At 61.2% G+C, this 25,537-nt stretch carries 19 protein-coding genes; 6 read left to right on the top strand and 13 right to left on the bottom strand.

Features of this window, described 5'->3' with window-relative positions; all coding sequences use genetic code 11:
* Positions 1-321: 321 nt before the first annotated feature.
* Genes ACYAS9_RS00980 through ACYAS9_RS00970 form a run of 3 tightly spaced genes read right to left on the bottom strand, consistent with a single transcriptional unit; the run spans position 322 to position 6,074 of the window.
* Positions 322-1,782 (bottom strand): AdeC/AdeK/OprM family multidrug efflux complex outer membrane factor, encoded by a 1,461-nt coding sequence (locus tag ACYAS9_RS00980; protein ID WP_463566468.1) that lies wholly within the window; start codon positions 1,780-1,782, stop codon positions 322-324.
* Positions 1,779-4,910, bottom strand: a complete 3,132-nt coding sequence (locus tag ACYAS9_RS00975; RefSeq protein ID WP_463566467.1) for an efflux RND transporter permease subunit — start codon at positions 4,908-4,910, stop codon at positions 1,779-1,781. Before ACYAS9_RS00975 ends, ACYAS9_RS00980 begins: the two co-directional genes overlap by 4 nt.
* Positions 4,911-4,913: 3 nt before the next feature.
* On the bottom strand, positions 4,914-6,074 hold the full coding sequence (locus ACYAS9_RS00970) for an efflux RND transporter periplasmic adaptor subunit (protein WP_463566466.1): 1,161 nt from the start codon (positions 6,072-6,074) through the stop codon (positions 4,914-4,916).
* A 240-nt stretch (positions 6,075-6,314) separates the two neighbouring features.
* On the opposite strand from ACYAS9_RS00970, the gene ACYAS9_RS00965 reads away from it, so the two are divergent.
* Positions 6,315-6,950: a TetR family transcriptional regulator gene (locus tag ACYAS9_RS00965; RefSeq protein WP_463566465.1), complete on the top strand. Its 636-nt coding sequence runs from the start codon at positions 6,315-6,317 to the stop codon at positions 6,948-6,950.
* A gap of 218 nt (positions 6,951-7,168) precedes the next feature.
* Positions 7,169-8,302 carry a DUF3396 domain-containing protein gene (locus tag ACYAS9_RS00960; protein WP_463566464.1) on the top strand — a complete coding sequence of 378 codons (1,134 nt, stop codon included), beginning with the start codon at positions 7,169-7,171 and terminating at the stop codon, positions 8,300-8,302.
* Here the strand turns inward: ACYAS9_RS00960 and ACYAS9_RS00955 are convergent.
* Both ACYAS9_RS00955 and ACYAS9_RS00950 read right to left on the bottom strand, forming a co-directional pair.
* Entirely contained in the window at positions 8,299-9,807 is a 1,509-nt protein-coding gene (locus tag ACYAS9_RS00955) for an MDR family MFS transporter (protein ID WP_463566463.1), read from the bottom strand. The two genes, ACYAS9_RS00960 and ACYAS9_RS00955, sit on opposite strands and share 4 nt — an antisense overlap.
* A gap of 97 nt (positions 9,808-9,904) precedes the next feature.
* Positions 9,905-10,075 carry a hypothetical protein gene (locus ACYAS9_RS00950; protein ID WP_463566462.1) on the bottom strand — a complete coding sequence of 57 codons (171 nt, stop codon included), beginning with the start codon at positions 10,073-10,075 and terminating at the stop codon, positions 9,905-9,907.
* A 155-nt stretch (positions 10,076-10,230) separates the two neighbouring features.
* Between ACYAS9_RS00950 and ACYAS9_RS00945 the strand changes: the two genes are divergently transcribed.
* Positions 10,231-10,473 (top strand): hypothetical protein, encoded by a 243-nt coding sequence (locus ACYAS9_RS00945; RefSeq protein WP_463566461.1) that lies wholly within the window; start codon positions 10,231-10,233, stop codon positions 10,471-10,473.
* A 19-nt stretch (positions 10,474-10,492) separates the two neighbouring features.
* Here the strand turns inward: ACYAS9_RS00945 and ACYAS9_RS00940 are convergent, their stop codons facing one another.
* From ACYAS9_RS00940 to bglX, 7 genes are all read right to left on the bottom strand, one after another.
* Positions 10,493-11,116, bottom strand: coding sequence for a flavin reductase family protein (locus ACYAS9_RS00940; protein WP_463566460.1), 624 nt, complete (start codon positions 11,114-11,116; stop codon positions 10,493-10,495).
* A gap of 175 nt (positions 11,117-11,291) precedes the next feature.
* Entirely contained in the window at positions 11,292-11,717 is a 426-nt protein-coding gene (locus tag ACYAS9_RS00935) for a hypothetical protein (RefSeq protein WP_463566459.1), read from the bottom strand.
* Between the two features lie 378 nt (positions 11,718-12,095).
* On the bottom strand, positions 12,096-13,418 hold the full coding sequence (locus tag ACYAS9_RS00930; protein ID WP_463566458.1) for an MFS transporter: 1,323 nt from the start codon (positions 13,416-13,418) through the stop codon (positions 12,096-12,098).
* Between the two features lie 183 nt (positions 13,419-13,601).
* Positions 13,602-15,869: a PAS domain-containing protein gene (locus tag ACYAS9_RS00925; RefSeq protein WP_463566825.1), complete on the bottom strand. Its 2,268-nt coding sequence runs from the start codon at positions 15,867-15,869 to the stop codon at positions 13,602-13,604.
* Between the two features lie 257 nt (positions 15,870-16,126).
* On the bottom strand, positions 16,127-17,449 hold the full coding sequence (locus tag ACYAS9_RS00920; RefSeq protein ID WP_463566824.1) for a sigma-54-dependent transcriptional regulator: 1,323 nt from the start codon (positions 17,447-17,449) through the stop codon (positions 16,127-16,129).
* The gene (locus ACYAS9_RS00915) at positions 17,449-19,212 is read right to left on the bottom strand and encodes a sensor histidine kinase (protein WP_463566457.1); all 1,764 of its coding nucleotides are present in this window, start codon (positions 19,210-19,212) and stop codon (positions 17,449-17,451) included. Before ACYAS9_RS00915 ends, ACYAS9_RS00920 begins: the two co-directional genes overlap by 1 nt.
* A gap of 72 nt (positions 19,213-19,284) precedes the next feature.
* A complete protein-coding gene (gene bglX, locus ACYAS9_RS00910; RefSeq protein WP_463566456.1) occupies positions 19,285-21,585 on the bottom strand; it encodes a beta-glucosidase BglX in 2,301 nt (766 codons plus the stop codon).
* Between the two features lie 387 nt (positions 21,586-21,972).
* On the opposite strand from bglX, the gene ACYAS9_RS00905 reads away from it, so the two are divergent.
* The 3 genes from ACYAS9_RS00905 to ACYAS9_RS00895 all read left to right on the top strand — a co-directional run bounded on the left by ACYAS9_RS00905 (position 21,973) and on the right by ACYAS9_RS00895 (position 24,654).
* Positions 21,973-22,698 (top strand): TPM domain-containing protein, encoded by a 726-nt coding sequence (locus tag ACYAS9_RS00905; RefSeq protein WP_463566823.1) that lies wholly within the window; start codon positions 21,973-21,975, stop codon positions 22,696-22,698.
* Positions 22,699-22,723: 25 nt separating this feature from the next.
* Positions 22,724-23,341 carry a TPM domain-containing protein gene (locus ACYAS9_RS00900; RefSeq protein ID WP_463566455.1) on the top strand — a complete coding sequence of 206 codons (618 nt, stop codon included), beginning with the start codon at positions 22,724-22,726 and terminating at the stop codon, positions 23,339-23,341.
* A gap of 95 nt (positions 23,342-23,436) precedes the next feature.
* Complete coding sequence (locus ACYAS9_RS00895) at positions 23,437-24,654, top strand: class I SAM-dependent methyltransferase (protein WP_463566454.1); 1,218 nt, start codon at positions 23,437-23,439, stop codon at positions 24,652-24,654.
* Here ACYAS9_RS00895 and ACYAS9_RS00890 read toward each other — a convergent pair.
* Positions 24,647-25,537: a DMT family transporter gene (locus ACYAS9_RS00890; RefSeq protein ID WP_463566453.1), complete on the bottom strand. Its 891-nt coding sequence runs from the start codon at positions 25,535-25,537 to the stop codon at positions 24,647-24,649. The genes ACYAS9_RS00895 and ACYAS9_RS00890 overlap by 8 nt on opposite strands.

Below are 25,537 nucleotides of genomic sequence, written 5' to 3'. Positions count from 1 at the left end.
AAATGTCACAGGCGCCGCAGAACGCGACTTGGGCGCAAGGCCGAGTGCAGGCGACACGGAGTCGGGGAGCGAGGCAGGGAAGCCGAGCCAGCGCCGCTGGGCCATGGACGGCCCATCGGCGCGGCCCGATGGAGTGGCGCCGGAAGGAGGGAACCCGAAGGGCCAAGCCAGGAGCAAACGGTTTGGCTACTTTGCCATGACAAAGTAGCCCGGCCCGAAGAGGGTCGGAACCTATCTCACAGACCGCCCCAATAAGCCCATCTACTCCAAAAACAACAAACCCGCCTGATGGCGGGTTCATTGTTTTTCAGTCCAGCACGATCAGAACAACTGCACCGAAGGTTTTTCCTTGGCGATAGGTTGGTTCTGCGCGCTGTTCTCGTACCAGCCGCCACCGAGGGACTTGTACAGGTTGACCTCGCTGGTGAGCTGCGCCAGGCGGTCGGTGATCAGTGTCTGTTGGGCACTGAACAGTGAGCGCTGGGCGTCGAGGAAGGTCAGGTTGCTGTCGATGCCGATGCGGTAGCGACGTTCGGCCAGGCGGTAGTAATCCTGGTTGGCGGTCACGAAATCACGCTGCGCCTGCAACTGTTCGTCGTAGGTCTTGCGTGCGGCCAGGCCGTCGGACACTTCCTGGAAGGCGGTTTGGATCGCCTTCTCGTAGTTGGCGACGCTGATTTCCTTCTGGATCTTGGAGTAGTCCAGGCTGGCACGCAGGCTGCCGGCGTTGAAGATCGGCAGGTTGATGCTCGGCTGGAACAGCCAGGTACCCGAGCCGCCATTGAACAGCCCCGACAGGTCCGGGCTGATGGTGCCGGCATTGGCGGTCAGGCTGATGCTGGGGAAAAACGCTGCACGTGCCGCGCCGATATTGGCGTTGGCAGCCTTGAGGCTGTGCTCGGCCTGAAGGATGTCAGGACGGCGCTGCAACAGGTCCGACGGCATGCCGGCCGGCATTTCGCTGAACAGGTCTGCGCTCAGCGGCTGTGCTTGAGGCAGGCCGGCGGGCAGGCCGGTGCCCAGCAGCAGGGTCAGGTTGTTCTGATCCTGTGCCACCAGGCGCTGGTACTGGGCCAGACGTGCCTTGGCGCTTTCGACCGAGGTGCGTGCCTGGCTCAGGTCGAGCGCCGACGCCACGCCGACTTCGTTGCTGCGGCTGGTCAGGCGCAGGCTTTCGTCGTAGGTCTTGAGCGTGTCCTGGGTCAGCTTGAGCAGCTCTTTGTCGGCCTGCCAGGTCAGGTAGGCATTGGCCACGCTGGCCACCAGGCTGATCTGCGTGCTGCGACGGGCTTCTTCGGTGGCGAAGTAGTTTTCCAGCGCTTGTTCGCTGAGGCTGCGCACCCGGCCGAACAGGTCCAGCTCGTAGGCGCTGATGCCCAGTGTTGCCGAATAGGTGCTGCTGATGCTGCTCTGGCCGGTGGTCGACATGTCGGCCGGCAGACGCTGGCGATTGCCGCTGCCGGTCGCCGAAACGGCCGGGAACAGGTCGGCGCGCTGGATACGGTACTGGGCGCGGTAGGCGTCGATGTTCAACGCTGCCACGCGCAGGTCGCGGTTGTTGACCAGCGCGGTCTGAATCAGCTGTTGCAGCGCAGGGTCGCGGAAAAACTGCCGCCAGCCTTGCTCGGCCGCCGCCACATTGGCCGCCTGGGCCGGCTCGTAGGCCGGGCCTTGCGGGTATTGCGCGGCCACCGGTGCGGCGGGTTGCTGATACTCGGGTATCAGCGAGCAGCCGCTAAGAATGAAGGCGGTGACTGCAAGGGAAATCAGGGACTTGCTCATTGGCCAGCCTCGTGGTTTGGAATGTTTTTCTGTTTGCTCTTGAACATCGCGGAGATCGAGACGAAGAACAGCGGCACCCAGAAGATCGCCAGAACGACGGCGGTAATCATACCGCCGATTACGCCGGTACCAATCGAATGTTGGCTGCCGGAACCGGCGCCTGTCGAGATCACCAGCGGCACGACACCAAGGATGAAGGCCATGGACGTCATGATGATCGGACGCAGACGCATGCGGCACGCTTCGACCGTGGCCTCGACCAGCCCCTTGCCCTGTTCGTGCAGTTCTTTGGCGAATTCGACGATCAGAATGGCGTTCTTCGCCGCCAGACCCACCGTCACCAGCAAGCCGACCTGGAAGAACACATCGTTGGACAGCCCGCGCAGGCTGGTCGCCATCAAGGCACCGATAACCCCCAGCGGCACAACCAGCATGACCGCGATCGGAATCGACCAGCTTTCATACAGGGCTGCAAGGCAGAGGAATACCACCAGCAACGACAGCGCATACAGCGCAGGCGCTTGCGAGCCCGACAGGCGTTCTTCGTACGACAGGCCGGTCCAGGAAATACCGATACCTGCCGGCAGATCCTTGGCCAGACGCTCGATCTCGGCCATGGCCTGACCGGTACTGTAGCCCGGCGCCGGAGTACCCAGCACTTCCATGGCCGGCACGCCGTTATAGCGCGTCAGCTTGGGCGCACCGAAGACCCACTCGCCGCTGGCAAAGGCCGACAACGGCACCATTTGCCCCTGGTTGTTGCGCACATACCATTTCTTCAGGTCTTCAGGGTTCATCCGCGAACCGGCATCACCTTGCAGGTAGACCTTCTTGACCCGGCCACGGTCGATGAAGTCGTTGACGTAGCTGCCGCCCAGCGCAATGGACAGGGTGTCGTTGATGTCCGACAGGGTCACACCCAGCGCACTGGCGTGTTCGTCGTCGATGATCAACTGGTATTGCGGCTCATCGTTCAGGCCGTTCGGACGCACACCGGCGAGGATCTTGCTTTGTGCTGCGGCCCCAAGGATCTGGTTACGTGCTTCAAGCAGTTTCTCGTGGCCGACGCCGCCCTGGTCTTGCAGGTAAACGTCGAAACCGGTGGCGTTACCCAGTTCCAGTACCGAAGGCGGTACGACAGCAAAGACCATCGCATCGCGCAGGCTGAAGAAGTAGCCCTGAGCACGCTTGGCCAGTTCGAACACACTGTTCTCGGCGTTGCGTTCATCCCACGGTTTGAGCAATACGAAGGCAATCGCCGAGCTCTGGCCGCGACCGGCAAAGTTGAAGCCGTTGACGGTAAAGACCGACTTCACGGACCCCGACTCTTTGGTCAGCAGGTGTTCGCGCATGGTGTCCAGCACTTCTTGAGTGCGTTCGGAGGTCGAACCTGCCGGGGTCTGGACCTGAACGAACATTACGCCCTGGTCTTCTTCAGGCAGGAAGGCTGCCGGAATGCGGTTGAACATCCACACCATGCCCACGCAGATCAGCACATAGGCCAGGTAGGCCGGCCACTTGTGCTTGAGCATGCCGTTCACGCCGCGTTCGTAGCCGTGTACGCCACGGTCGAAGGTGCGGTTGAACCAGCCGAAGAAACCGCGTTTCTCCAGGTCATGGGAGTGATCGATAGGCTTGAGCATCGTGGCGCACAGCGCCGGGGTGAAGATCAGTGCCACCACCACGGAAAGGGCCATGGCCGAGACAATGGTGATCGAGAACTGCTTATAGATGACGCCGGTCGAGCCGCCGAAGAACGCCATGGGCAGCAGTACTGCCGACAGCACCAGCGCAATACCGACCAGTGCGCCCTGAATCTGGCTCATCGAACGAATGGTCGCGTCACGCGGTGACAGCTTGTCTTCGATCATCACCCGTTCGACGTTTTCCACCACCACGATGGCATCGTCCACCAGCAAGCCGATGGCCAGAACCATACCGAACATGGTCAGGGTGTTGATGGTAAAGCCGAAGGCCGCCAGGATGCCGAATGTACCCAGCAATACGACCGGAACCGTCAGGGTAGTGATCACCGTGGCGCGGAAGTTCTGCAGGAACAGGTACATCACCAGGAACACCAGCACGACCGCTTCGATCAGGGTGTGGACAACCCCGGAAATCGATTCACTGACCACCGGCGTGGTGTCATACGGGAAGACCACTTCCATGCCTGGCGGGAAGAACGGCTCCAGCGAGGCCACGGTTTCGCGGATGGCCTTGGCGGTGTCCAGGGCGTTGGCGCCGGGCGCCAGCTTGATCGCCAGGCCCGAGGCCGGCTTACCGTTGAACTGCGAGTCGACGCTGTAGTTCTGTGCGCCCAGACCGACTGTGGCGACATCCTTGATGCGCACTTGCGAGCCGTCGGTGTTGACCTTGAGCAGGATGTTTTCAAACTGTTCGGCGGTCTGCAGACGGGTCTTGCCGATAATCGTGGCGTTGAGCTGCTGGCCACTGATCGACGGCAGGCCACCGAGCTGGCCGGTCGCGACCTGTACGTTCTGCGCGCTGATGGCGGTTCTTACATCGCCTGGCGTCAGCTGGAAGTTGTTCAGCTTGGCCGGGTCGAGCCAGATACGCATCGCGTACTGGGCACCGAACACCTGAAAGTCACCCACACCCGAGGTCCGCGAAATCGGGTCCTGCATGTTGGACACGATGTAGTTGGCCAGGTCTTCCTTGGTCAGGCTGCCGTCTGCGGACACCAGGCCGATCACCATCAGGAAGTTTTTTACCGCCTTGGTGACGCGGATACCTTGCTGCTGCACTTCTTGAGGCAGCAGCGGGGTGGCCAGGTTCAGCTTGTTCTGCACCTGAACCTGCGCGGTGTCAGGGTTGGTGCCCTGCTCGAAGGTCGCGGTGATGGTCATGCTGCCGTCGGAGTTACTTTCCGAGCCGACATAACGCAGGCGGTCGATACCGTTGAGCTGTTGCTCGATGACCTGGACCACGGTGTCCTGAACGGTCTGCGCCGAAGCGCCCGGGTAGGTAACCTGAATGTCGATGGCCGGCGGGGCGATGCTCGGGTACTGGTTGATCGGCAGCTTGAGAATCGACAAGCCGCCGACCAGCATGATCACCAGGGCTATTACCCAGGCGAAGATGGGACGGTCAATAAAAAATTTCGACATGGGTTACTCCCCTTGGCTGCCGGCGGCTTTATCGGTGGCCGCAGCAGGTGCCGGGTTGGCGCCTTTGACGTTGCTCGCTTCGCTGGCTTTGACTTCAGCGCCCGGTTTTACGTATTGCAGACCTTCGGTGATGATGCGATCGCCTTCGTTCAGGCCTTTCTCGATCAGCCACTTGTCGCCCACGGTGCGGTTGGCCACCAGGGTGCGTTGCTCAACCTTGTTGTCCTGATTGACGACCAGTGCGGTCGGAGTGCCTTTCTGGTCGCGGGTCACGCCTTGCTGCGGGGCCAGAATCGCTTTGGCATTGGTACCGGCCTGCAGTTGCGCGTGAACGAACATGCCAGGCAGCAAACGGTGCTCGGGGTTAGGGAACACGGCGCGCAGGGTGACCGAACCACTGGTCTGGTCGACCGTCACTTCGGAGAACTCCAGGGTGCCTTCCTGCGGATAGGCGCTGTTGTCTTCAAGGGTCAACTGGACCTTGGCGGTGTTGTCGCCGGTTTTCTGCAACTTGCCGCTTTCAAGGTCGGCGCGCAGCTTGAGCATCTCGGCCGAGGACTGCACCACGTCGACATAGATCGGGTCGAGCTGCTGGATGGTGGCCAGGGCGTTGGTCTGGCCACTGGTAACCAGCGCGCCTTCAGTCACGATCGAGCGACCGATGCGTCCGGAAATCGGCGCCAGCACCTTGGTGTAGCGCAGGTTGATCTGCGCAGTCTGCAATGTCGCTTGAGCTTCAAGGCTGGTGGCCAGGGCCTGGTCGTATTCCTGACGGCTCACGGCTTGCTCGCTGACCAGTTGCTTGTAGCGGTCAGCCAGCGACTTGGCCGATTGCAGCGTGGCCTTGGCACTGTTGGCGGTGGCTTCATACAGCGCAGGGTCGATCTGATAGAGCTGCTGACCGGCCTTGACGTCGCCACCTTCGGTGAACAGGCGCTTGAGAATGATGCCGTCGACCTGCGGCCTGACTTCGGCGACCCGGAAGGCGGTGGTCCGGCCCGGGAGTTCGGTGGTCAAGGTGTAAGGCTGGGCTTTGAGGGTCACCACGCCGACCTGAGGAGTCTGAGCGGGCGGAGCCGCTTCTTCCTTCTTGCTACAACCGCTGAGCAGTGTTGCCAGGGCGACGGCAGTGACCAGAACGGGAACAGCTGGCTTGAATTGCATGAAGATCCTCGGGGTCGGAAGCCTTGATTGCTCAAGAATTTAGAGATTTGTAAAAACTTTGTTGCTAGATGCGTAGCATGCTAACTAATATACTTACATTCACGGCTGTTTGTAAACAGCACGCTATGGGGCCAAAGGCCGCACACAGCGGATCGGGACGCCGTAAAAAACGCTCGCCCGATCACGACTCCATTGCCCTCTGCACACAGGCTGGAGCATTTTTATTGAGGTTTTACTGCCATGGTTCGCCGCACTAAAGAGGAAGCACAAGCCACCCGTAGCCAGATTTTGGAAGCTGCCGAGCAGGCGTTCTATGAGCGCGGCGTCGCGCGAACCACGCTGGCCGACATCGCAACGCTTGCCGGCGTGACCCGAGGCGCGATCTATTGGCACTTCACCAACAAGGCAGAACTGGTGCAGGCGATGCTCGACAGCCTGCATGAACCCCTCGAAGAAATGTCGTTGGCCAGCCAGAACGAGGCCGAAAATGACCCTCTTGGCTGCATAAAGAAGCTGCTGATTCATTTGTTTCATCAAGTTTCCAAGGATCCGAAAACCCGACGCATCAATGAGATCCTTTTTCATAAATGCGAGTTCACTGACGAGATGTGCGATTTTCGCCGTCAGCGCCGGGCCAATGCACTGTTCTGTAACGAACGGATCGGTCTTGCATTAAGCAACGCCGTGCGCAAGGGACAGTTACCGGCGACGCTGGACATCTTCCGGGCCTCTGTATGCATGCATGCCTATATCGATGGCATCCTCGGCCAGTGGCTGTTGGTGCCGGACAGTTTTTGCCTGCACGAGCAGGCCGAGCCTCTGGTCGACACCTGCCTGGACATGTTGAAACTTAGCCCGGCACTGCGAACGGCTTGATGAAACTGGCGAGCAATTTTTCGGCCATGTCCGAAATAATCCGCCCGCCAGGTGCGCATATCGTCATTGAGGGTAGGAAACCGCCTCGTCTGACAGACCCCAAGTCAGATATTTCCAGATATGTGTAGCTGATTTCCCAAACTTGTCTGGCCATATTGCTCACGCGCCCATCTGTCTTCACTCTTCGGCCCTCGACAGTGCAGGGCAGGAAGGCAGACATGTTGCAAGCAACTCCGGAATCGGAGCGTTCACTGGCAAGGCTGGCGCACCAGGCGCAGTCGTTGGCCATCAATAATGCTCGCGGCATTCCCATCGTCCGGTTGGGCCTGATCACTACGCTGTATTTCAAGAATGGTCATACGCAGGCTGTGCGCGAGCGCCTTGAAGCCTGCTTCATGCGGTTTTACCAGGCGTTCAGGTCCGAGCTGAAGTGCCAGTTTTTCCAGCATCGACGCACACTCACCGCCTCCGGCTTTGCCGCTTGTCGACGACGGGTGCGTGAGATCGCGCAAGACCGGCCACTGCTGTGGTCGCTGGCCAGCAGCAGTGCCGAGCAGGCGGCGACGTGCAGCCTGTTCGTCATGGGCACCACCCGGGTGCAGGCTGAAAACGACCTGTCCTGTCTGAAAATGGTGCTGCCCGTGTCATGCCTGAGCGAGCCCGACGGGCTGCACACCTACGATGGCTGGATTCGCTACCTGTGCAGCGCTGTACAGGCCGAGCATGGTTTTGGCGGGCTGGCTTGCGTGCTGCCGTCCGAAGGGCATCGCTATCTGCCGCTGGAATATCAGTTCGCCCGGCAATACAACGGATTGATGGTTGATCCTCGTCCGCATATCGACAGCTTGCGCCTGCTCAACCATATCAAGGGCGTGAGCTGGTACACGGTGCTGGGCCAGTCGTTCGTCAAGCGCCTGGGCGGCAGCGATGCCTTGCGGGCGCGATCAAGCGGCTGGAGCGATGTGCTGTTTCAGGCCTACGACGGCGGGCTGTTGGTGCGTGCAGGTTCAGTGCCGGAGCTGGGCGATGTGAAGTTACCGGCGCCCAAGGCTTATGTGCAGGTCAATCGGCTGGTCAGCCCGGTACGTTTGCAGGACACCGGTTGCCTGCATCCGTATCTGCCGACCGATAAGGGCTTCACTGAGGAAAGCACCGCCCGCTGGTATGCGCGCTTCGACGACAAACCCGTGCCGCCGGTGAATGCCGGCACTGCATGCCCGCAAAGCGGCTATTGGTTCAGCAACGCCAGGGCCGGTTCCAGGCGCCGGTTTTGCGAGGGCGACATCATGCCCGGTTTCGAGGGGCTCAAGCCTGAACGTACGCAGTGGTTCATGGACAAGCTGCAGGGCTAGCGCCCGCGTAGTACGGTGTTTGGCATTGCCACTGCCACGCCCACGCCCAGCAGGGCGATGCCGACGCTGACCAGCAATAGATGGCGAAAGGTCTGCGCCAACTCGGCGCGCAGCGCTTCAAGTGCCGGCCCATGGGGCGCATCGAGGCTGGCGAGCAAGGCATTGCCCGAGTGGCCCTCGCCACCTAAAGCACCTGCACTCAGCCCGCCTGCGCCCAACGCGGCAATGCCGGTGGTTTGCAGCATGGCCAGCAACAGCGCCGACATCAGTGCCACGCCCATTGCACCGCCCAGCGAGCGGAACAGGTTGCTGGTGCTGGTCGCCACACCGATATCGCGCGCCTGCACGGCATTCTGGCCGCCCACCAGGGCGGTGGGGAACAGCATGCCGGTGGCAATGCCGGTCAGCACCATGAAGACGCAGGTCATCAGCACCTGCTGCGGTGCGGTGAACGCAATGCCCAGAATGGCCAGCGGCAACAACAGCGCGCCGCCGAGAATCAATGGCTTGTAGCGCCCGGTCAACGACGCGCGCTTACCGGCGCAGTAAGCGCCAATGGGCATGCCCATGGCCAGGGGCAATAGATGCAGGGCTGCGCTGTCGGCGCCCGCACCGGTCAGTGTCTGATAGCGCAAGGGCATCAGCACCGTCAGCGAAATGGATTGAAAGCTGGCGAAAAACACGGTCAGCCAACACAGCACCGCGCTGCGGCTGGCAAACAGGTGCATCGGCAACAACGGTTCCGCCGCGCGACGTTCATAGGCAATAAAGGCCACCAGCGCCAGCACGGCGACGCCCAGCAGTACCTGCACTTGCCTGTCTGCCAGGCCATGACCCTGACCGATTTCGGTGATCCCCAGCAGCAGGGCGCTCAGGCCGACAATCATCAGCGCCGTGCCCAGGTAATCAATCACCGGTTTGCGTTGCGGGACAGGCAGGCCCTTGAGTGTGCGATGGGCGACGATCAAGGCGACGATGCCCAGCGGCAGGTTGATCAGAAACACCCAGCGCCACGACCAGTACTCGGTCATTACCCCGCCCAATACCGGGCCGGCAACACTGGCCAGTGCATACATGCCGATGAAATAGCCTTGATAGCGCCCGCGTTCACGGGGCGGGATGATGTCGCCGATGATCGCCTGGCTGACCGAGACCATGCCGCCGGCACCAATGCCTTGCAGCACCCGCGCCAGAACCAGTTGCTCCATGCTCTGCGCCAGGCCACACAGCAGCGAGGCCAGGGTGAACAGGCCCAGGCCAATCAGCATCAACCGACGACGTCCATACAAATCGCCCAGCTTGCCGTAGATCGGCACGGCGACGGTCATGGCAACCATATAGCCGGAAATCACCCAGGCCAGCAGATCGACTTCTTTCAATTGCGCAGAAATGGCCGGCAGTGACACCGCAACAATGGTTTGGTCCAGTGCGCTGAGAAAGGTCGCCATCATCAAGGCGAACAAAATGCTACCAATTGCAGGCGGGGTCGGGCTGGGACGGGTCACGGCAAAACCTGAGGGCAGTTGTCCCGCTCACGGGCGGGTTGTAATGCCAGCCAGTCTAAGCCGTTAGCTTGCTAATCGATAGCCTTGAACAGCAGCGTCATCGCAAGGCGGCCAGAGACGCATTGGCCGGCGAGCAGTGGCCAAAGGCGCACGCTGCGACACGGGGTGCTTCACGGATTTGTTCGATGCGCCAGGCACCTGCCGCATACAGTGCGACGACGCCAATCAGACCCAGTGCAGCCAGGCATTTTCTTGTTGTGACTCTCATGTCGCACCCCTTGGATCAACCGATGGAGTAGTGAAAGAGTTACTTGAAGTGTAGGACAAAGTCCTGCCTTGCAAAGAAAATTGGCACAACGCTATCTATAGGGTTTCGCGCCAGGGTTAGAATCCCCGGTTTGATGTTCATGACAGGAGCAAGCCATGGCCCGCAAGGCATTTGCACATTTTGAAGCCGTCTCGGCGGTGATCCCGGCGCAGGGCGTTTATCAGGCGGCGATTGCCGTCAAGGCGCTGGAAGGTGGCGGGGCGCCGCGTTTTCATGCCGTGCTGAGCGGGCAGACCTTCAAGACTGCCGATGAGGCCGACCAGGCCGCTGTGGACGAACTTGAGCGCCTGCTCGACGTTGATGCCGAAGCCGAGCTGGTGTGGCGCCCACTTTCGTAATATCAGGCTGCAAGCCGGATCAGGCGTCGGGCCTGCGCATCTTGAACAACGCTTCTGGCCCCAACTGGAAATAATCGGCAGGGCCGCCGCCGCGCAGAATCGGCCCGGCGGCGGCGGTGTCGTAGATACCGTCCTTGAGCAGCCAGGTGGCGATGTGCACGGCCACCACTTCACCCAGAATCAGCCAGCTCGGCACCAGTTGCTGATCGGCGCGTTTGAGCTGCACGATCTGGGTCACCTTGCATTCGAACGCCACCGGCGTTTCTTTCACCCTCGGCACCGCCACCTTCTGAGAGGCCTGCGGCGTCAGCCCGGCCAATTGAAACTCGTCGACTTCGGCCGCTACGGGCGCGCAGCTCTGGTTCATGGCCTCGGCCAATGAGCGGGTGGCCAGGTTCCAGACAAACTCGCCGGTCTGCTCGATGTTATTGAGGCTGTCCTTGCGGCCGACGCTGGAGAAACCAATGATCGGCGGCACATAGTTGAAGGCATTGAAAAAGCTGTAGGGCGCAAGATTCAGTACGCCCTGAGCATCCTGGGACGAGATCCAGCCGATGGGGCGCGGGCCGACGATGGCGTTGAACGGGTCATGAGGCAGGCCGTGGCCCTTGGACGGTTCGTAGGAGTAGATGTCATCTGACATGGCGAGCTTCCTGGCAACAGTTTTTTGTTGAGGCACATAGTGCTGGCGCAGGCGGGCTGTGGCAATCGGTGCGGTGAGATGACTGAAGGCCAGACAAAAAAATGCCGGTCAGCGGGGGACTGACCGGCATTGAACAGGAGCATCAAGGAGAAAGAACACAACGTAAATCTTCGGATCAGATCAGACGGTTGGCACCGACACGATCAGCACCGTCAGCGGCCAGGCGGTTTGCACCTACGTGGTCAGCGCCGTCGGAAGTCAGGCGGTTGGCGCCTACGTGGTCAGCACCGTCGGAAGTCAGGCGGTTGGCGCCTACGTGGTCAGCGCCGTCGGAGGTCAGGCGGTTGGCACCTACGTGGTCAGCACCGTCGGAGGTCAGGCGGTTGGCACCTACGTGGTCGGCACCATCAGCGGCGAGGCTCTGGTCAGCGCGGTCGCTGTCGATCAAAGGCTGGCGGTTAGGGCCGACATTGTCGGAACCATCGGCAGCGATGTAGTCAGCGCTGATGGCTTGTTGAGTGGCGTCAGTGGCTGGCAGGGCGAAAGCGCTGGAAGCCAGGACGGAGAAGATCAGGCCGGCGAATACAGTAGTCTTTTTCATGAGGGTGTCTCCAAGTTCGGGAAGTCAGGTCGGGTGGGTTGTTGTCCCGGTATGGAGGCAATGCTACGCCGCTCATGATTATTAAGAAGTTAATAGGATTGCTAGCCAACATTGCTGAAAATGATAGTTAGCCGCAACGCCCGGTTTTCGGGCCGCGCAGGCAAAAATGGGCACTGGCGGTGCATTTGCGGAAATATCGTGAAATAAAGCCCCTTGACAATATTGAAATCGTCTTCTAGCGGCTCTGGATCAAGGAAGGGAGGACTGTCGCGTGCACCGTCATGGGCCGGATGACAGAGCGCAGCTGAATGAAAAAAGGGGCAGGCCACGAATGTGGGTTGCCCCTGTGTATCACCGTGACGCGAGGCCAGGCCTCTGTCAGTCGGTTTCGATACGCGAGTGCTTGCGGGTGTCCTTCATGAACACGTACACCAGCAGCGAGCAGGCGATGCAGGCGGTGACATACCAGTAGTAACCGGTTTCCATGCCGACGCTCTTGAACCACAGCGCGATGTATTCAGCCGTGCCGCCGAACAGCGAAACGGTCAGGGCATATGGCAGGCCGACGCCCAGTGCGCGGATCTCGGTCGGGAACAGCTCGGCCTTGACCACCGCGTTGATCGAGGTATAGCCGCTGACGATGATCAGCGCACCCATGATCAGGAAGAACGCGCCCCACCAGCTCTGGATGGTGTGCAGGGTGGTCAGGATCGGCACCGTGAACAGCGTCCCCAGCACGCCGAAAGCAATCAGGATCGGGCGGCGGCCGATCTTGTCGGACAGCGCGCCAATCACCGGTTGCAGCAGCATGAACAGGAACAGGGTGGCGGCCGAGATGCTGGTCGAGTCAGTGATACTCATGCCCACCGTGTTGACCAGATACTTCTGCATGTAGGTGGTGTAGGTATAGAACGCCAGGGTGCCGCCCATGGTCAGGCCGACCACGGTCATCAGTTCCTTGGGATGGCGCATCAGCGTGCGCATGAGGCTTTCCTTGGCCTTTTCTTTCTTCTTCTTGGTAAACGACTCGGTTTCTTCCATGCCGCGGCGCAGGTACAGCGCGACCACAGCGCACAGTGCGCCGATCACGAACGGAACACGCCAGCCCCAGGCATACAGCTCTTCGGTGGTCAGTATGTTTTGCAGGACGATCAACACGCCCAGCGCGATGAGCTGGCCGGAGATCAGCGTCACGTACTGGAAGCTGGAGAAGAAGCCGCGACGCTCCTTGGTGGCCATTTCACTGAGGTAGGTGGCCGAGGTGCCGTATTCGCCACCCACCGACAGACCTTGCAGCAGGCGGGCGAAGATCAGCAGGATCGGCGCGCCGATGCCGATGGTTTCATAGCCCGGTGTCAGGGCAATGACCAGCGAGCCGAAGCACATCAGGATAACCGAGGCCATCAACGCAGCCTTGCGACCCTTGTAGTCGGCATACAGGCCCATCAGCCAGCCGCCGATAGGGCGCATCAGAAAGCCGACGGCGAAGATCGCAGCGGTGTTGAGCAGTTGTGCGGTGGTGTCGCCCTTGGGGAAGAATGCCTTGGCGAAATACAGCGAGAAGGCCGCGTAGACATACCAGTCGTACCATTCGACCATGTTGCCGACAGAGCCGCTGAAGATCGATTTCAGGCGCGAGGAAGTGGTTTTCGGGGTGGCGGAGGTGCCCGCCGACTCATTGGAAGAGGTGGGAATAGCCATCTTGATCCTTGCCAGTTCATTGTTGTTAGTAAGGGGCGCGTGACTGCGGCCCATGAGCTAGACATAGCAGGACTTGTGCCAGACCTTTAAGGCCCGCAATAGAGCGGTTTACCTGTGGTGGGTGAGCAATAATCCGCTCGTTTGCCTGATTGCAATGAGCGGATTATTGCCGATAGGCGTGATTCAGCGTCGGTGTTGCCGGACACCGGCATGCAGGCGCGCGCACAGATCCTCGATCCGGTAGGGCTTCTGCAACAGCTCGAAACGCCGGGCTTCACCCTGGCTGAAGTCGGCAAACTCGGTGCTGTAGCCGGTGGTAAGAATCACGGGCAGCTCAGGCCAGGCCGTTTCTATGGCGGCGCACAGTTCGATGCCGCTCATGCCGGGCATGGCAATGTCGGAAAACACCACGTCAAAGCCTTGAGCGTCAAGGTTCAGGGTCTGCAACGCCAGCTCTGCGGACGGTACCCACACGACCTGAAAGCCGCTTTGTTCAAGCATTGCCGAGGTATAGGTGCCGATCTCCGGGTTGTCTTCGACCATCAGCACCGTCAGCCCGGTGCCCACGGTCGTTGCAGCCTGCACCGGTCGTGTGTGCGGTTCCGGGGGCTGAGTGGAACTGGGCAAATACAGGGTAAAGCGGCTACCGCTGCCCAGCTCGCTGTGTACGGCGACTTCACCACCGGACTGCTTGGCAAAGCCGAACACCTGGGACAACCCAAGGCCGGTGCCCTGGCCAATGGCCTTGGTGGTATAGAACGGCTCGAAGATCACACCCAGCTTCTCGGCCGGGATGCCGGAGCCGGTATCGGTCAGGGCGATGGACACATAGTCGCCTTGCGTCAGGGTGGGCAGCGGCGGCGCCGTTGAGCGTTCGATGCGCTCGATACTGATACTCAGATGGCCGACACCGGCCATGGCGTCCCGGGCATTGACGACCATGTTGATCAGTGCGGTATCGAACTGGCTGCCATCGGCGTAGATATAGCAGGGTTCTGCCGGTACCTGGATGTCGACCTGAATGCGTGAGCCGGTGAGGCTGTCCATCATTTCGCCGATGCGCGACACGCTCTCGTTGATGTCGAACACCTGCGGCTGCAAGGCCTGGCGACGGGCAAAGGCCAGTAACTGGCCGGTCAGGCGGGCGGCGCGGTCCACGGTGCTGGAAATGGCCTGTACATACTTGGCACGCTTGGCCTCAGGCAACTGCGCAGGCTTGAGCAGGTCGGTACACGATTTGATCACCGTCAGCAGGTTATTGAAGTCATGGGCCACCCCGCCGGTCAACTGGCCGATGGCTTCCAGCTTCTGAGCCTGGCGCAAGGACTCTTCGGACACCCGCAATGCTTCACTGGCTTCGACCTGGTCCTGGATATCGCGCCCCACGGCATGTGCAAACTGCTGGTCGGGCACGGCGGCCCAGGCGATGGTCCGGTACGAGCCATTGGCATGTCGGTAGCGGTTCTTGAAATCGGCAATCCTCAAGCCATGCGCAAGGCGGAGCATGGCGGCGCGGGTTGGCTCGACATCGTCGGGATGCACCAGGTGCATGAAGTCAGTACCCAGCAGTTGCTGGTCGTCCCAGCCCATCACGCTGCTCCAGGCAGGATTGAGCGCATGAATGGTGCCGTCGAAGCGCGCCACCAGCATCAGGTCGGTCGACATCTGCCAGATCCGGTCGCGGTCGCGGGTGCGTTCCAGCACCCGTTGCTCAAGCGAATCGTTGAGGGCGCGCAGGGCTTCTTCGGCGTTATAGACCGCTGTCATGTCGCGCGACACGCACAGAATCTTCTCGGGCTTGCCGTCCTTGTCCAGCACCGGGCTGACCTGCACATGCCACCATTTGCGGGTGCCGGCCAGCGTCTGCGCCATGCCGGTGAAGCTTGCGCTGCGCCCGGCCTGAGCCGCTGCGATGGCGGCCTTGGCCTCATGGTTGCCCTGGCCTTCCCAAAAGTCCGGCCAGGGACAGCCGCGCACCGCATTGAAATCGCTGATTTCCATCAACTGCTGGCCGCCTTCGCTCATGAAAGTCAGCCGCGCCTCCAGGTCCAGCACCTTGATGCAGTCGTTGATACTGGCCAGCACTCGCTGGGTGAACGCGTGCTCTTCGTCCTGATGCGCTTTGGCACGGACCTCTTCAGTCAAATCGCGCAGCACACAGAACGCACCTTCGACCTGGCGGGTGTCGTCGTCCAGCAGTGAGGCGTACAAGGGAGAGCAAGAGAGCGCCCACCAACGGGTTTCAGTCTGCAGTCGTTTTACAGCGATGGCGTCGCACTGCGAACTGTGCCCGGCCAGTGCCTGTTCAATCAGCGGACTCAAGTTTGCCCAAGGCAGGTCGGGCAGGGACGCTGCGGGCTGGCCTTGCAGCAGATGCGCCGCGATGCCCAGCGCCGCGCAGCAGGCGTCGTTGGCAAATACACTCTGTTGTGGGCCCCAGACCAGCAGCATGCAGGCAGGCGAGGCGAATATCAGGTTCAAGGCGCCGAGCAAAGACGGCGGCCAGTGCTGGCGGCTGCCCAGCACATTGCTCGACCAGTCATGATCGCGCACGAAACACGTCGCTTCTGTGCCGCTCACGGGCACGGTCGGGGAAATGGTCACGGCAAGCTAAACCCCAGGTATGGATCCATGAAGCGCAAATTTTCGCGGGCGTATGATGTCATTGTGCTTTGCGTCTGGCGAGTACCGGCGGCTCAGGGCAATGCTCAATTCAGGAACATGTCGCGGGCCAGACCATGGCGCTGCATTTTCTCGTTCAGGGTTCTGCGCGGCAGTTGCAACTCAGTGAGCACCGCCTTGATATCGCCCTTGTGCCGGGTCAGCGCTGCGCGCAGGCACTGAGCTTCAAATGCTTCCTGTTGATCGACCAGCGATTGCCCCGAAGGTTCGTTTGGCGGCTGGCTCAAGCCCAGCACCTCACGCTCTGCGGCGTTGGCCAGCTCGCGCACATTGCCAGGCCAGTCGTGCGCCAGTAACTGCCCCAGTTGTGCCCCGCCCGGCACCGGTGTCGGGCGACCCAGGCGCTCGGCGGCCGCCTGAGCGAAATACTTGAACAGCATGGCAATGTCTTCGCGACGTTCACGCAGGGCGGGCAGGCGCAGCTCTGCCACGTTCAGCCGGTACGCGAGGTCTTCGCGAAAGCGCCCGGCGCGTGCTTCGTCCAGCAGGTCGGGTTTGGTGGCGGCGATGATGCGCACATCCACCGTGATGCTGTGGTTGGAGCCCAGGCGTTGCAGTTGTCGGTCCTGCAGCACGCGCAGCAGTTTGGCCTGCTGGGCCAGTGGCATGCTTTCAATCTCGTCGAGAAATACCGTGCCGCCATCGGCGTATTCCAGCCGGCCGATGCGCTTGCCCTGAGCGCCGGTGAACGCGCCGCTCTCATGACCGAACAGTTCGGCCTCGAACAACTGCTCGGGAATCGCCGCGCAGTTCAGGGCGACAAATGGCTTGCCGGCGCGCGGGCCGAAATCGTGCAGGCAGCGGGCAACCAGCTCTTTGCCGCTGCCGGTTTCGCCGCGAATCAACACGTTGACCGGCATGCCCGCCAGTTCCAGCACCTGTCGGCGCAGGGTTTGCAGGCTGGGCGAAACCCCCAGCAGCGTATTCTCCAACCGGGTGCGCGCATCGGCCTGTTCGTGCAGGCGGCGGTTTTCCAGAATCAGCTGACGTTTTTCCAGAGCGCGGCGCAGGGTGTCGAGCAGTGCTTGCGGGCTGAAGGGTTTCTCCAGAAAGTCGTAGGCGCCTTCGCGCATGGCCTCAACGGCCATCGGCACATCGCCATGCCCGGTCAGCAGGATCACCGGCAGGTCCTTGTCGCGCGCCTGCACCTGCGCCAACAGGGCCAGGCCGCCGATGCCGGGCATGCGCACATCGCTGATGATCACGCCGGGAAAATGCTCGGGTAAATTCGCCAGGCACTCTTCGGCGCGGCTGTGAAGCTTTACCTCAAAGCCTGCGAGGGTCAGCCAGGGCTCGATGGCCTGGCGAATGGCCGCTTCGTCATCGACCACGATAACCGAGTTCAGAATCACGATTCGGACTCCAGGAAATCATTGTTCAGGCTGAAACTGAACACCGCGCCGTCATCGTGATTACGCGCGCTCAGTTGCCCGCCCAGGCTGTGGATGATCGCATAAGACACCGCCAGCCCCAGGCCCAGTCCGTCGCCCACAGGCTTGGTGGTAAAGAACGGATCGAACAGGCTGGGCAGGTGTTCGGCGGCAATCCCGGTGCCGGTGTCGATGACGCTCAGTTGCCATTGCTCACCCTGTGCTTCGATGCGCACTTCAAGGCGCTTGCGCGGCTGGTCGCGCATGGCATCCAGGGCGTTGCGCAACAGGTTGATCAACACCTGCTCCAGGCGGATCGCGTCGCCGCGCACCCAGGCGGGGCGCGCCAGATACAGCACGCATTCGATCTGTTCATCGCGCAGCCGTGTATCCAGCAGCAGTAGCGCCTGGTCGACCACGGTGGCCAGGTCCAGGCGCTCGCGCAAGCCGTCGGGGCTCTTGCGGGCGAAGGTTTTCAGGTGGCCGGTCAGCGCAGCCATGCGCGTCAGTTGCTGGTCGAGCAAGCTCAGCGCCTGGCTTGCATCTTCTATACGGCCCTGATCGAGCAGCAGGCGCAGGGTTGCCAGTTGCATGCGCTGGGCGGTCAATGGCTGGTTGATCTCATGCGCCAGGGCCGCCGACATCTGCCCCAGGGCTGCCAGTTTGGTCGATTGCACCAGGCCTTCCTGAGCGGTGCGCAGGTCGCGGGTGCGTTCTTCGACCAGGCGTTCCAGCTCATTGCGGCTGCGTTCGCGCAAGCGCGCCATGCGCCAGCGCTGCGACAGGAACAGGGCGAGAAACACCAGCGCCAGCCAGATACCGGCGGCAGCCAGGCCGGCATTACGGATGTCTTCGTTGACGGACTCCGGTTTGCGCAGCAGGTGCAGGGTCCAGCTTTCGTCGACCATTTCCCGCGATTGCCACAGGTAATCGGCGCTGCCTTCGGGGGCTTCGACGCGGCTCAGATGGCTGTTGGGACCAAAGCTTTGCAACACCCGGCTGCGCAGCGGCGACAAGGGCTTTTTGTCGTATTGACGGGTGCTCAGCAGTTCAGCGCGATCTTCGACGGAAATCGATTTGAGTTCGCGGTAGCGCCAGTCCGGACGGTTGGCAATAAACACGATGCCCTTGGCATCGCTGACCATCAGCAGGTCATCGTCCTGCGCCCATTCCCTTTCAAGGGTCGGGAACTCCAGCTTGACGACCATGGCGCCCATGAACTCGCCGTCGTTATCAAGCACCGCACTGGAGAGGAAATAGCCGGGGATGCCGGTGGTCACGCCCACCGCATAGAAACGCCCCGTGCCTTTGGCGCGGGTTTGCAGAAAATAGGGGCGAAAGCCGTAGTTGTTGCCGACATAGCTTCTGGGACTGCGCCAGTTGCTGGCGCCCACGGCCAGGCCGTGACGGTCCATCAGCTCCAGCGATGAGGAATGCGCCGCACCATTGATGCTTTCGAGCTTGCGATTGAGCGAGGCCTGCGCCTGTTCGCTCAGCGTGCCGCGCACGGCATCGCGAATCTCGGTGTCCAGCGCCAGCACGGCCGGCAGCGCACGATAACGTTCGATCAGGGTGTGCAGGGTGTTGGCATACAGGGCGAGCCGGTCGCTGGCGCGCCTGGCGTCTTCGCTCAGTACATGCTGCTGCGTCTGACGCATGGCCAGCCCGGCGCAAATGGCGGCGCCGGTGACAATGACCAGCACATAGACAAACAGTCGCAGGGTGCGTTGCGTGAGCGTCATCGAAGGGCTGCCGGCAGTCTGAGTACTGGCGCAGGGCCGGGCATCATGCCGGTCCCTGCGCCGCCAACCGCTTTACAACAGATTGAAGCGGGCCTCTTTGACGTCGGCCGAGTCCAGACCGATCATCACCTTGAACTCTCCGGCTTCGGCTGCGTACTTGAGTGCAGAGTTGAAGAACTTCAGGTCATTCTCGCTCAGGGTGAAGGTCACGACCTTCTCCTGGCCGGGCTCCAGGCTGATTTTCTCGAAGCCTTTGAGCTCCTTGACCGGGCGGCTGATCGAGGCGGCCACGTCACGCAGGTACAACTGCACCACGGTGGCGCCGGCAACTTTACCGGTGTTCTTCACCGTCACGCTGGCGGTCAGCTTGCCCTGGCGGGTCAGCTTGTCGTCGGACAGGGTGATGTCCGACACGTCAAAGCTGGTGTAGCTCAGGCCATAGCCAAACGGGAACAGCGGACCGTTGGTTTCCTCGAAGTACTGCGAGGTGTAGTTGCCCGGCTTGCCCGGTGTGTACGGCCGGCCGGTGTTCAGGTGCGCATAGTAGCTGGGCAACTGGCCGATCGAACGCGGGAAGGTCATCGGCAGTTTGCCCGACGGGTTGTAGTCGCCGAACAGCACATCGGCCACGGCATTGCCGCCTTCGGTGCCCGAGAACCAGGTTTCGAGCACGGCATCGGCCTGCTCCAGTTCGTCGCCCAGCGCCAGTGGCCGGCCATTCATCAGTACCAGCACCAGCGGCTTGCCGGTGGCCTTGAGAGCCTTGATCAGGTCGCGTTGCTTGCCGGGAATGTCCAGGCTGCTACGGCTGGCCGATTCATGCGACATGCCGCGCGATTCACCCACCACCGCGACGATCACATCGGCCTGTTGGGCAACCTTGACCGCTTCATCGATCATTTCCTGGGCCGGACGCGGGTCTACATCAACTTCTTTCTCGATGAAGTTCAGGTAAGTGAGCACGTTCTCTTTATCGCTGACGTTGGCGCCGCGGGCGTAAACCAGTTTCGCCTTGTCGCCGACGGCCTGGGTCAGGCCTTCATAAATGGTGACCGACTGGTTGGGACGCCCGGCAGCCGACCAGCTGCCCATCATGTCCAGCTTGCTTTGCGCCAGGCCGCCGATCACTGCGATCGTGCCTTGCTTGTTCAGCGGCAGGGTAGCGTTCTGGTTTTTCAGCAGGACCAAGGTCTTGCGCGCCACATCGCGGGCTTCGGCGCGGTGCAGGCGGTCATCGGAATAGGTGTCGGCCGGGTCATCGGCGGCAACACCGATACGCTTGTACGGATCGCTGAACAGGCCCATGTCATACTTGGCGCCCAGCACTTCACGCACGGCGTTATCGATTTCCTTGACCGACACTTCGCCGGCCTTGACCAGCTCCGGCAAGTATTTGCCGTAGGCCACATCGTTCATGCTCAGGTCGATGCCGGCCTTGATCGACAGCTTGGCCGCTTCACGCTCGTCCTTGGCCACGCCGTGCTGGATCAGTTCGCCGATGGCGCCGTGGTCGCTGATGGTGACACCCTTGAAGCCCCATTCCTTGCGCAGCAAATCCTGCATCAGCCAGGTGTTGGAGGTCGAAGGCACGCCATTGATCGAGTTCAGCGCGACCATCACACCGCCTGCACCGGCGTCGATCCCTGCGCGATACGGCGGCAGGTAATCCTGGTGCATGCGCGTCGGGCTCATGTCGACGGTGTTGTAGTCGCGACCGCCTTCGACCGCGCCATACAGGGCGAAATGCTTGACCGCAGCCATGATGCTGGCCTGCTCGGCAGGGCTGTTGCCCTGGAACGCGCGAACCATGGTTTCGGAAATCCGCGACACCAGGTAAGTGTCTTCACCGAAGCCCTCGGAGCTACGGCCCCAGCGCGGGTCGCGGGAGATATCGACCATTGGCGCGAAGGTCATGTCGATGCCGTCGGCGGCGGCCTCTTTGGCCGAGATGCGGCCGCTCAGGGCAATGGCGTCGATGTCCCAGCTGGCGGCCATGCCCAGGCTGATCGGGAAAATCGTCCGATGACCGTGGACCACGTCATAGGCGAAGAACATCGGAATTTTCAGGCGGCTCTTGGCGACGGCGGCCTCTTGCAGAGGACGGTTTTCCGAGCGTGTAATGGAGTTGAAGGTACTGCCAATCCGACCGGCGGCAATTTCCTTGAGAATCATGGGTTGTGGCATTTCCCCGCTGATGCTGATCAGGCGCAACTGGCCGATCTTTTCATCAAGGGTCATCTGTTTCATCAAATTGGCGATGAAGGCATTCTTGGCTTGCAGTGGCGTTTGCTGCGCAGCACTGGCTGGGGTTGCGGCCAGCGCCGAGTGGCTGGCCATAACGACCAGGAAACCTGTTAAGCACAACTTGTTCATGGATTATTTCTCAAGGCGTTTGCCAGTAACTTGCGTTAAATACTGGCCACCAGATTTTAGGGTTTGAACCTTTGGCGGTATTGTCAGGACAGAGCACAGGGTAGTCGCTGGACGTTTTGTTGCATCATATCGCTCTGATGCAGCCAGTTTTGACCGATACTCCGGCATTGGCGCCGGATTATGCCGGGGAACTTGCGGTTTGGCTAAGGCAGTCAATTGCAGCCGCCTCAAAAAATACAACAGGAGACACTCCAGGATGCATGCACAGGGTTGCAGCGATACCCAGAAACTGCGGCATAGAAGGCCCAATGGCCAATGGGTTACCCTTTACAGGTTACGGATTGGCAAGGTCTGGCAGGTGAAGATTTGAAGGTTGCTCTACACATGATGCTGTCCTGGCTGTTGCTGTGCGTCGCCAGCACGATGGCACGGGCCGATGAGCCTGCTTTATTGTTTCCACCCATGACCGGCAGCGTGGTCGATGCCGCCCAGATGCTCGACAACCCCACGACCGTGCGCCTGTCGAACATGCTCGGCGAGCACGAGCAGGTGACTGGCGAGCAAATCGTGGTGGTGACGCTGGTCGACCTGCAAGGCACCACCATCGAAGACTACAGCCTGCGCCTGCGCCAGGCCTGGGATGTTGGCCGCAAGGGACGTGAAAACGGCGCGCTGCTGATCGTTGCACGCGATAACCGCAAGGTGCGCATCGAAGTCGGTACCGGGCTGCAAAGTCGCCTCAACGAGGCCCAGTCTTCGATGATCATCAACATGCTGATCACGCCGGAGTTTCGCGAGGGCAATTTCGCCACGGGCATCGAGCGCGGTGCCCAGGCCATGGTTGCCGCGTTGGGCGGGCATGTGCCGGACGACCCTGACCCTTTCCCGGACAACACCTATGTCGGGCAGACGGGCAGTATTGTGTGGTCGTTGCTACTGCTGTTGCTGGCCTGTGTCGCGTTGTTCATGGCGGTGCTGGCGATGACCAACCTGGGCCGCCGCCTGCGCAGCAAGGCGGGCGGTGGCGGGGCCAAACTCGATCCTTCCGGCAGCCGCGTGATTCGCGGCAGCGGCAAGGGCTTTGGCGGTGGCGGTGCTTCCGGCAACTGGTAAAACAAGAATTGAACACGAGGCACCGATGGCTTTACTCACAGAAGACGAACAGCGGCTGGTTGCTGAAGCGATCAGCCGCGTCGAACGCCGTACCGATGCCGAACTGGTCACTGTAGTGACCGCAAGGTCCGACGACTATGCCTATGTGCCGCTGGTCTGGGCGGGCGTCATGGGGCTGCTGCTGCCAGGCATCGCCAGCTACGCCACCGGCGCTTTCTCGGCCAATCAACTGCTGTTGACCCAGTTGGCGACGTTCGTGCTGGTTGCCTTGCTGTGCCGCATTACCCGGGTCACCAGTCAACTGGTGCCCTCGTCGGTACGTCGCTGGCGGGCCGGTAACCTGGCGCGCCGGCATTTTCTTGAGCAGAACCTGCACATCACGCCCGGTGGCAACGGCCTGCTGCTGTTTGTCAGCGAAGCCGAGCGCTACGTCGAGATTCTGGTCGATCAGGGCATTTCCAGCCGTTTGCACGACGAAACCTTTAAAGCCATGGTCGATGTCTTCACCCAGCAACTGCGCAACGGTCAGAACCTGCAAGGGTTCCTGGGCTGCATTCATGCCTGTGGCGAACTGCTGGCCGACCACATTCCGGTGACCCGCAGCCGCAATGAGTTGACCAATCGTCTGGTCGTGCTCGGCTAGCGGTGCATTTGGCAGGCAGACAAAGCGGACTTCTGACGGCACTGCCGTTAAAATGCCCGGCTTCCTGATCTGCCCAGCCGCCCGAGGCGTTTTCGATGTCTGCCACTGCTTCCACCCCCGCGTCCGCTACCGAACCACGTGCCCGATTCCTCGGTTTGCTGGACGACTGCCTGACGCAGAACGCCCTGGTCAAACTGGTCCTGGCCCGTCATGTGGGCAGCGAGCCGGACCTGCAGCGCATCCTTATTACCCCGGTGACGATCAAGGATCAGGCCTGCCTGTCGTTCGTCTACCGCTACAAGACCCGCGATATCACCAAAAACCATTCACTGAGCGAGGCGCAGGCGTTGATTGGCGAGCTGTTGCCTGGCTCGTTTCGCAATGCGCACCTGTTGACGCTCAGCGATGAAGCGCAGCTGGAGTTCAGCAAGAAGGGCAAGGCCAACCTGTCGCGGCACACCGGCCAACAATCGCGTGAAGCGCCGTCGGCCGGGCATGATCGTGAGAAAAAACGCTATCTGGAACTGACCCGGCCGTTTCTCACCGACCTGGGCGTGACCAATCGCCAGCATGAGCTGATCCCGGCGATGTCGCGCAAATGGAAGCAGATCAACAAGTTCATCGAAGTGTTTTCCCATGCCTTGAGCAGCTCGCCACTGAGCCTGGAAAAACCGGTTCGCGTGGCCGACTTCGGTTCGGGCAAGGGCTATCTGACCTTCGCCATCCACGACTACTTGCGCAACACCTTGCAGGCCGAAGGCGAAGTGACCGGCGTGGAACTGCGCGAAGACATGGTGACGCTGTGCAACAACGCCGCCGCGCAGCTTGAGCATCCCGGCCTGGTGTTCCGCTGCGGTGATGTGCGCAGCGTCGCGCCGAGCGAGCTTGATGTGATGATCGCGCTGCATGCCTGCGACATCGCCACCGATTATGCGATTCACACTGGAATTCGCTCAGGCGCGGCCATCATCATGTGTTCGCCGTGCTGCCACAAACAGATCCGTCAGCAGATTCAGAGCCCCGGCCTGTTGCAGCCGATGCTGCAATACGGCCTGCACATGGGCCAACAGGCCGAAATGGTCACCGACAGCCTGCGCGCCCTGTTGCTTGAAGCCTGCGGCTACGAGACCAAGGTGTTCGAGTTCATCTCGCTGGAACACACCAACAAGAACAAGATGATCCTGGCGGTCAAGCGCGCAGAACCTGGCGACCCGGCGCGTTTGCTGGCGCGCATTGCAGAGCTGAAAGCGTTCTATGCGATCAGCGAGCAATGCCTCGAAACCCTGCTGCGTGCCGACGGCCTGATCAACTGACCGCAGGCTTGGGTGCAACCACGGTGGTCTTGCGTCCCAGAACCACCGTGCCGATCACGGCAATGGCAAAGATCCAGGTGATCGGCTCGACGTGCTCGCCGAACAGCAGCGCCGACAGGGCGATGGTGAAGAAAATCTGCAGCAGCTGGATCTGGCTGACCCGCGAGATCCCGCCCATCGCCAGCCCTGAGTACCAGGCAAAGAAGCCCAGAAACTGCGAAAACAGCGTCACATAGCCGAACGCCCACCAGACCTGCGACGAAATCGCTCCTTGATGCTGGCTGGCCAGCCACGCCACCGGTCCCAGCAGCAGCGGGAACGACAGCACCAGCGCCCAGCAGATCACCTGCCAGCCGCCCATTTCCTTGGCCAGCCGGCCACCTTCGGCATAACCCAGCGCACCGACTGCGATGGCGCCGAGCATCCACAGATCGCCCACCTGAATAGTGCCAGCGCCATTGATCAGCGCATAACCGAGCACCAGCGCGCTGCCCAATGCCGCGCAGCCCCAGAAGGCCCGCGACGGGCGTTCGTGGGACAGCCAGGCGGCATAAATCGCCACGAACAGCGGCTGAATACCGTTGACCAGCGCGCCGTGCGACGCCGGCAGGCTCTGCATGGCCCAGGCCGACAACACCGGAAAACCGACGATCACACCCAGCACCACCAGCGCCAGGCCCTTGAGCTGCGCGCGGGTCGGCCATTTCTCGCGGCGCCACAGCAACAACAGCGCCGCCGGAATCGCCGCCAGCAGGGCGCGGCCCATACCGTTGAGCAGTGGGTGAATTTCCTGAACCACGATGCGCGTCATCGGCAAGGTCAGGCTGAAGATAATCACGCCCAGCAGGCCCAGGGCCATGCCGGTATTTTCACGAGAGGACAT

The organism is Pseudomonas sp. HP_08 (assembly GCF_055284095.1).
This window is presented reverse-complemented; position numbering and strand designations above follow the sequence as displayed.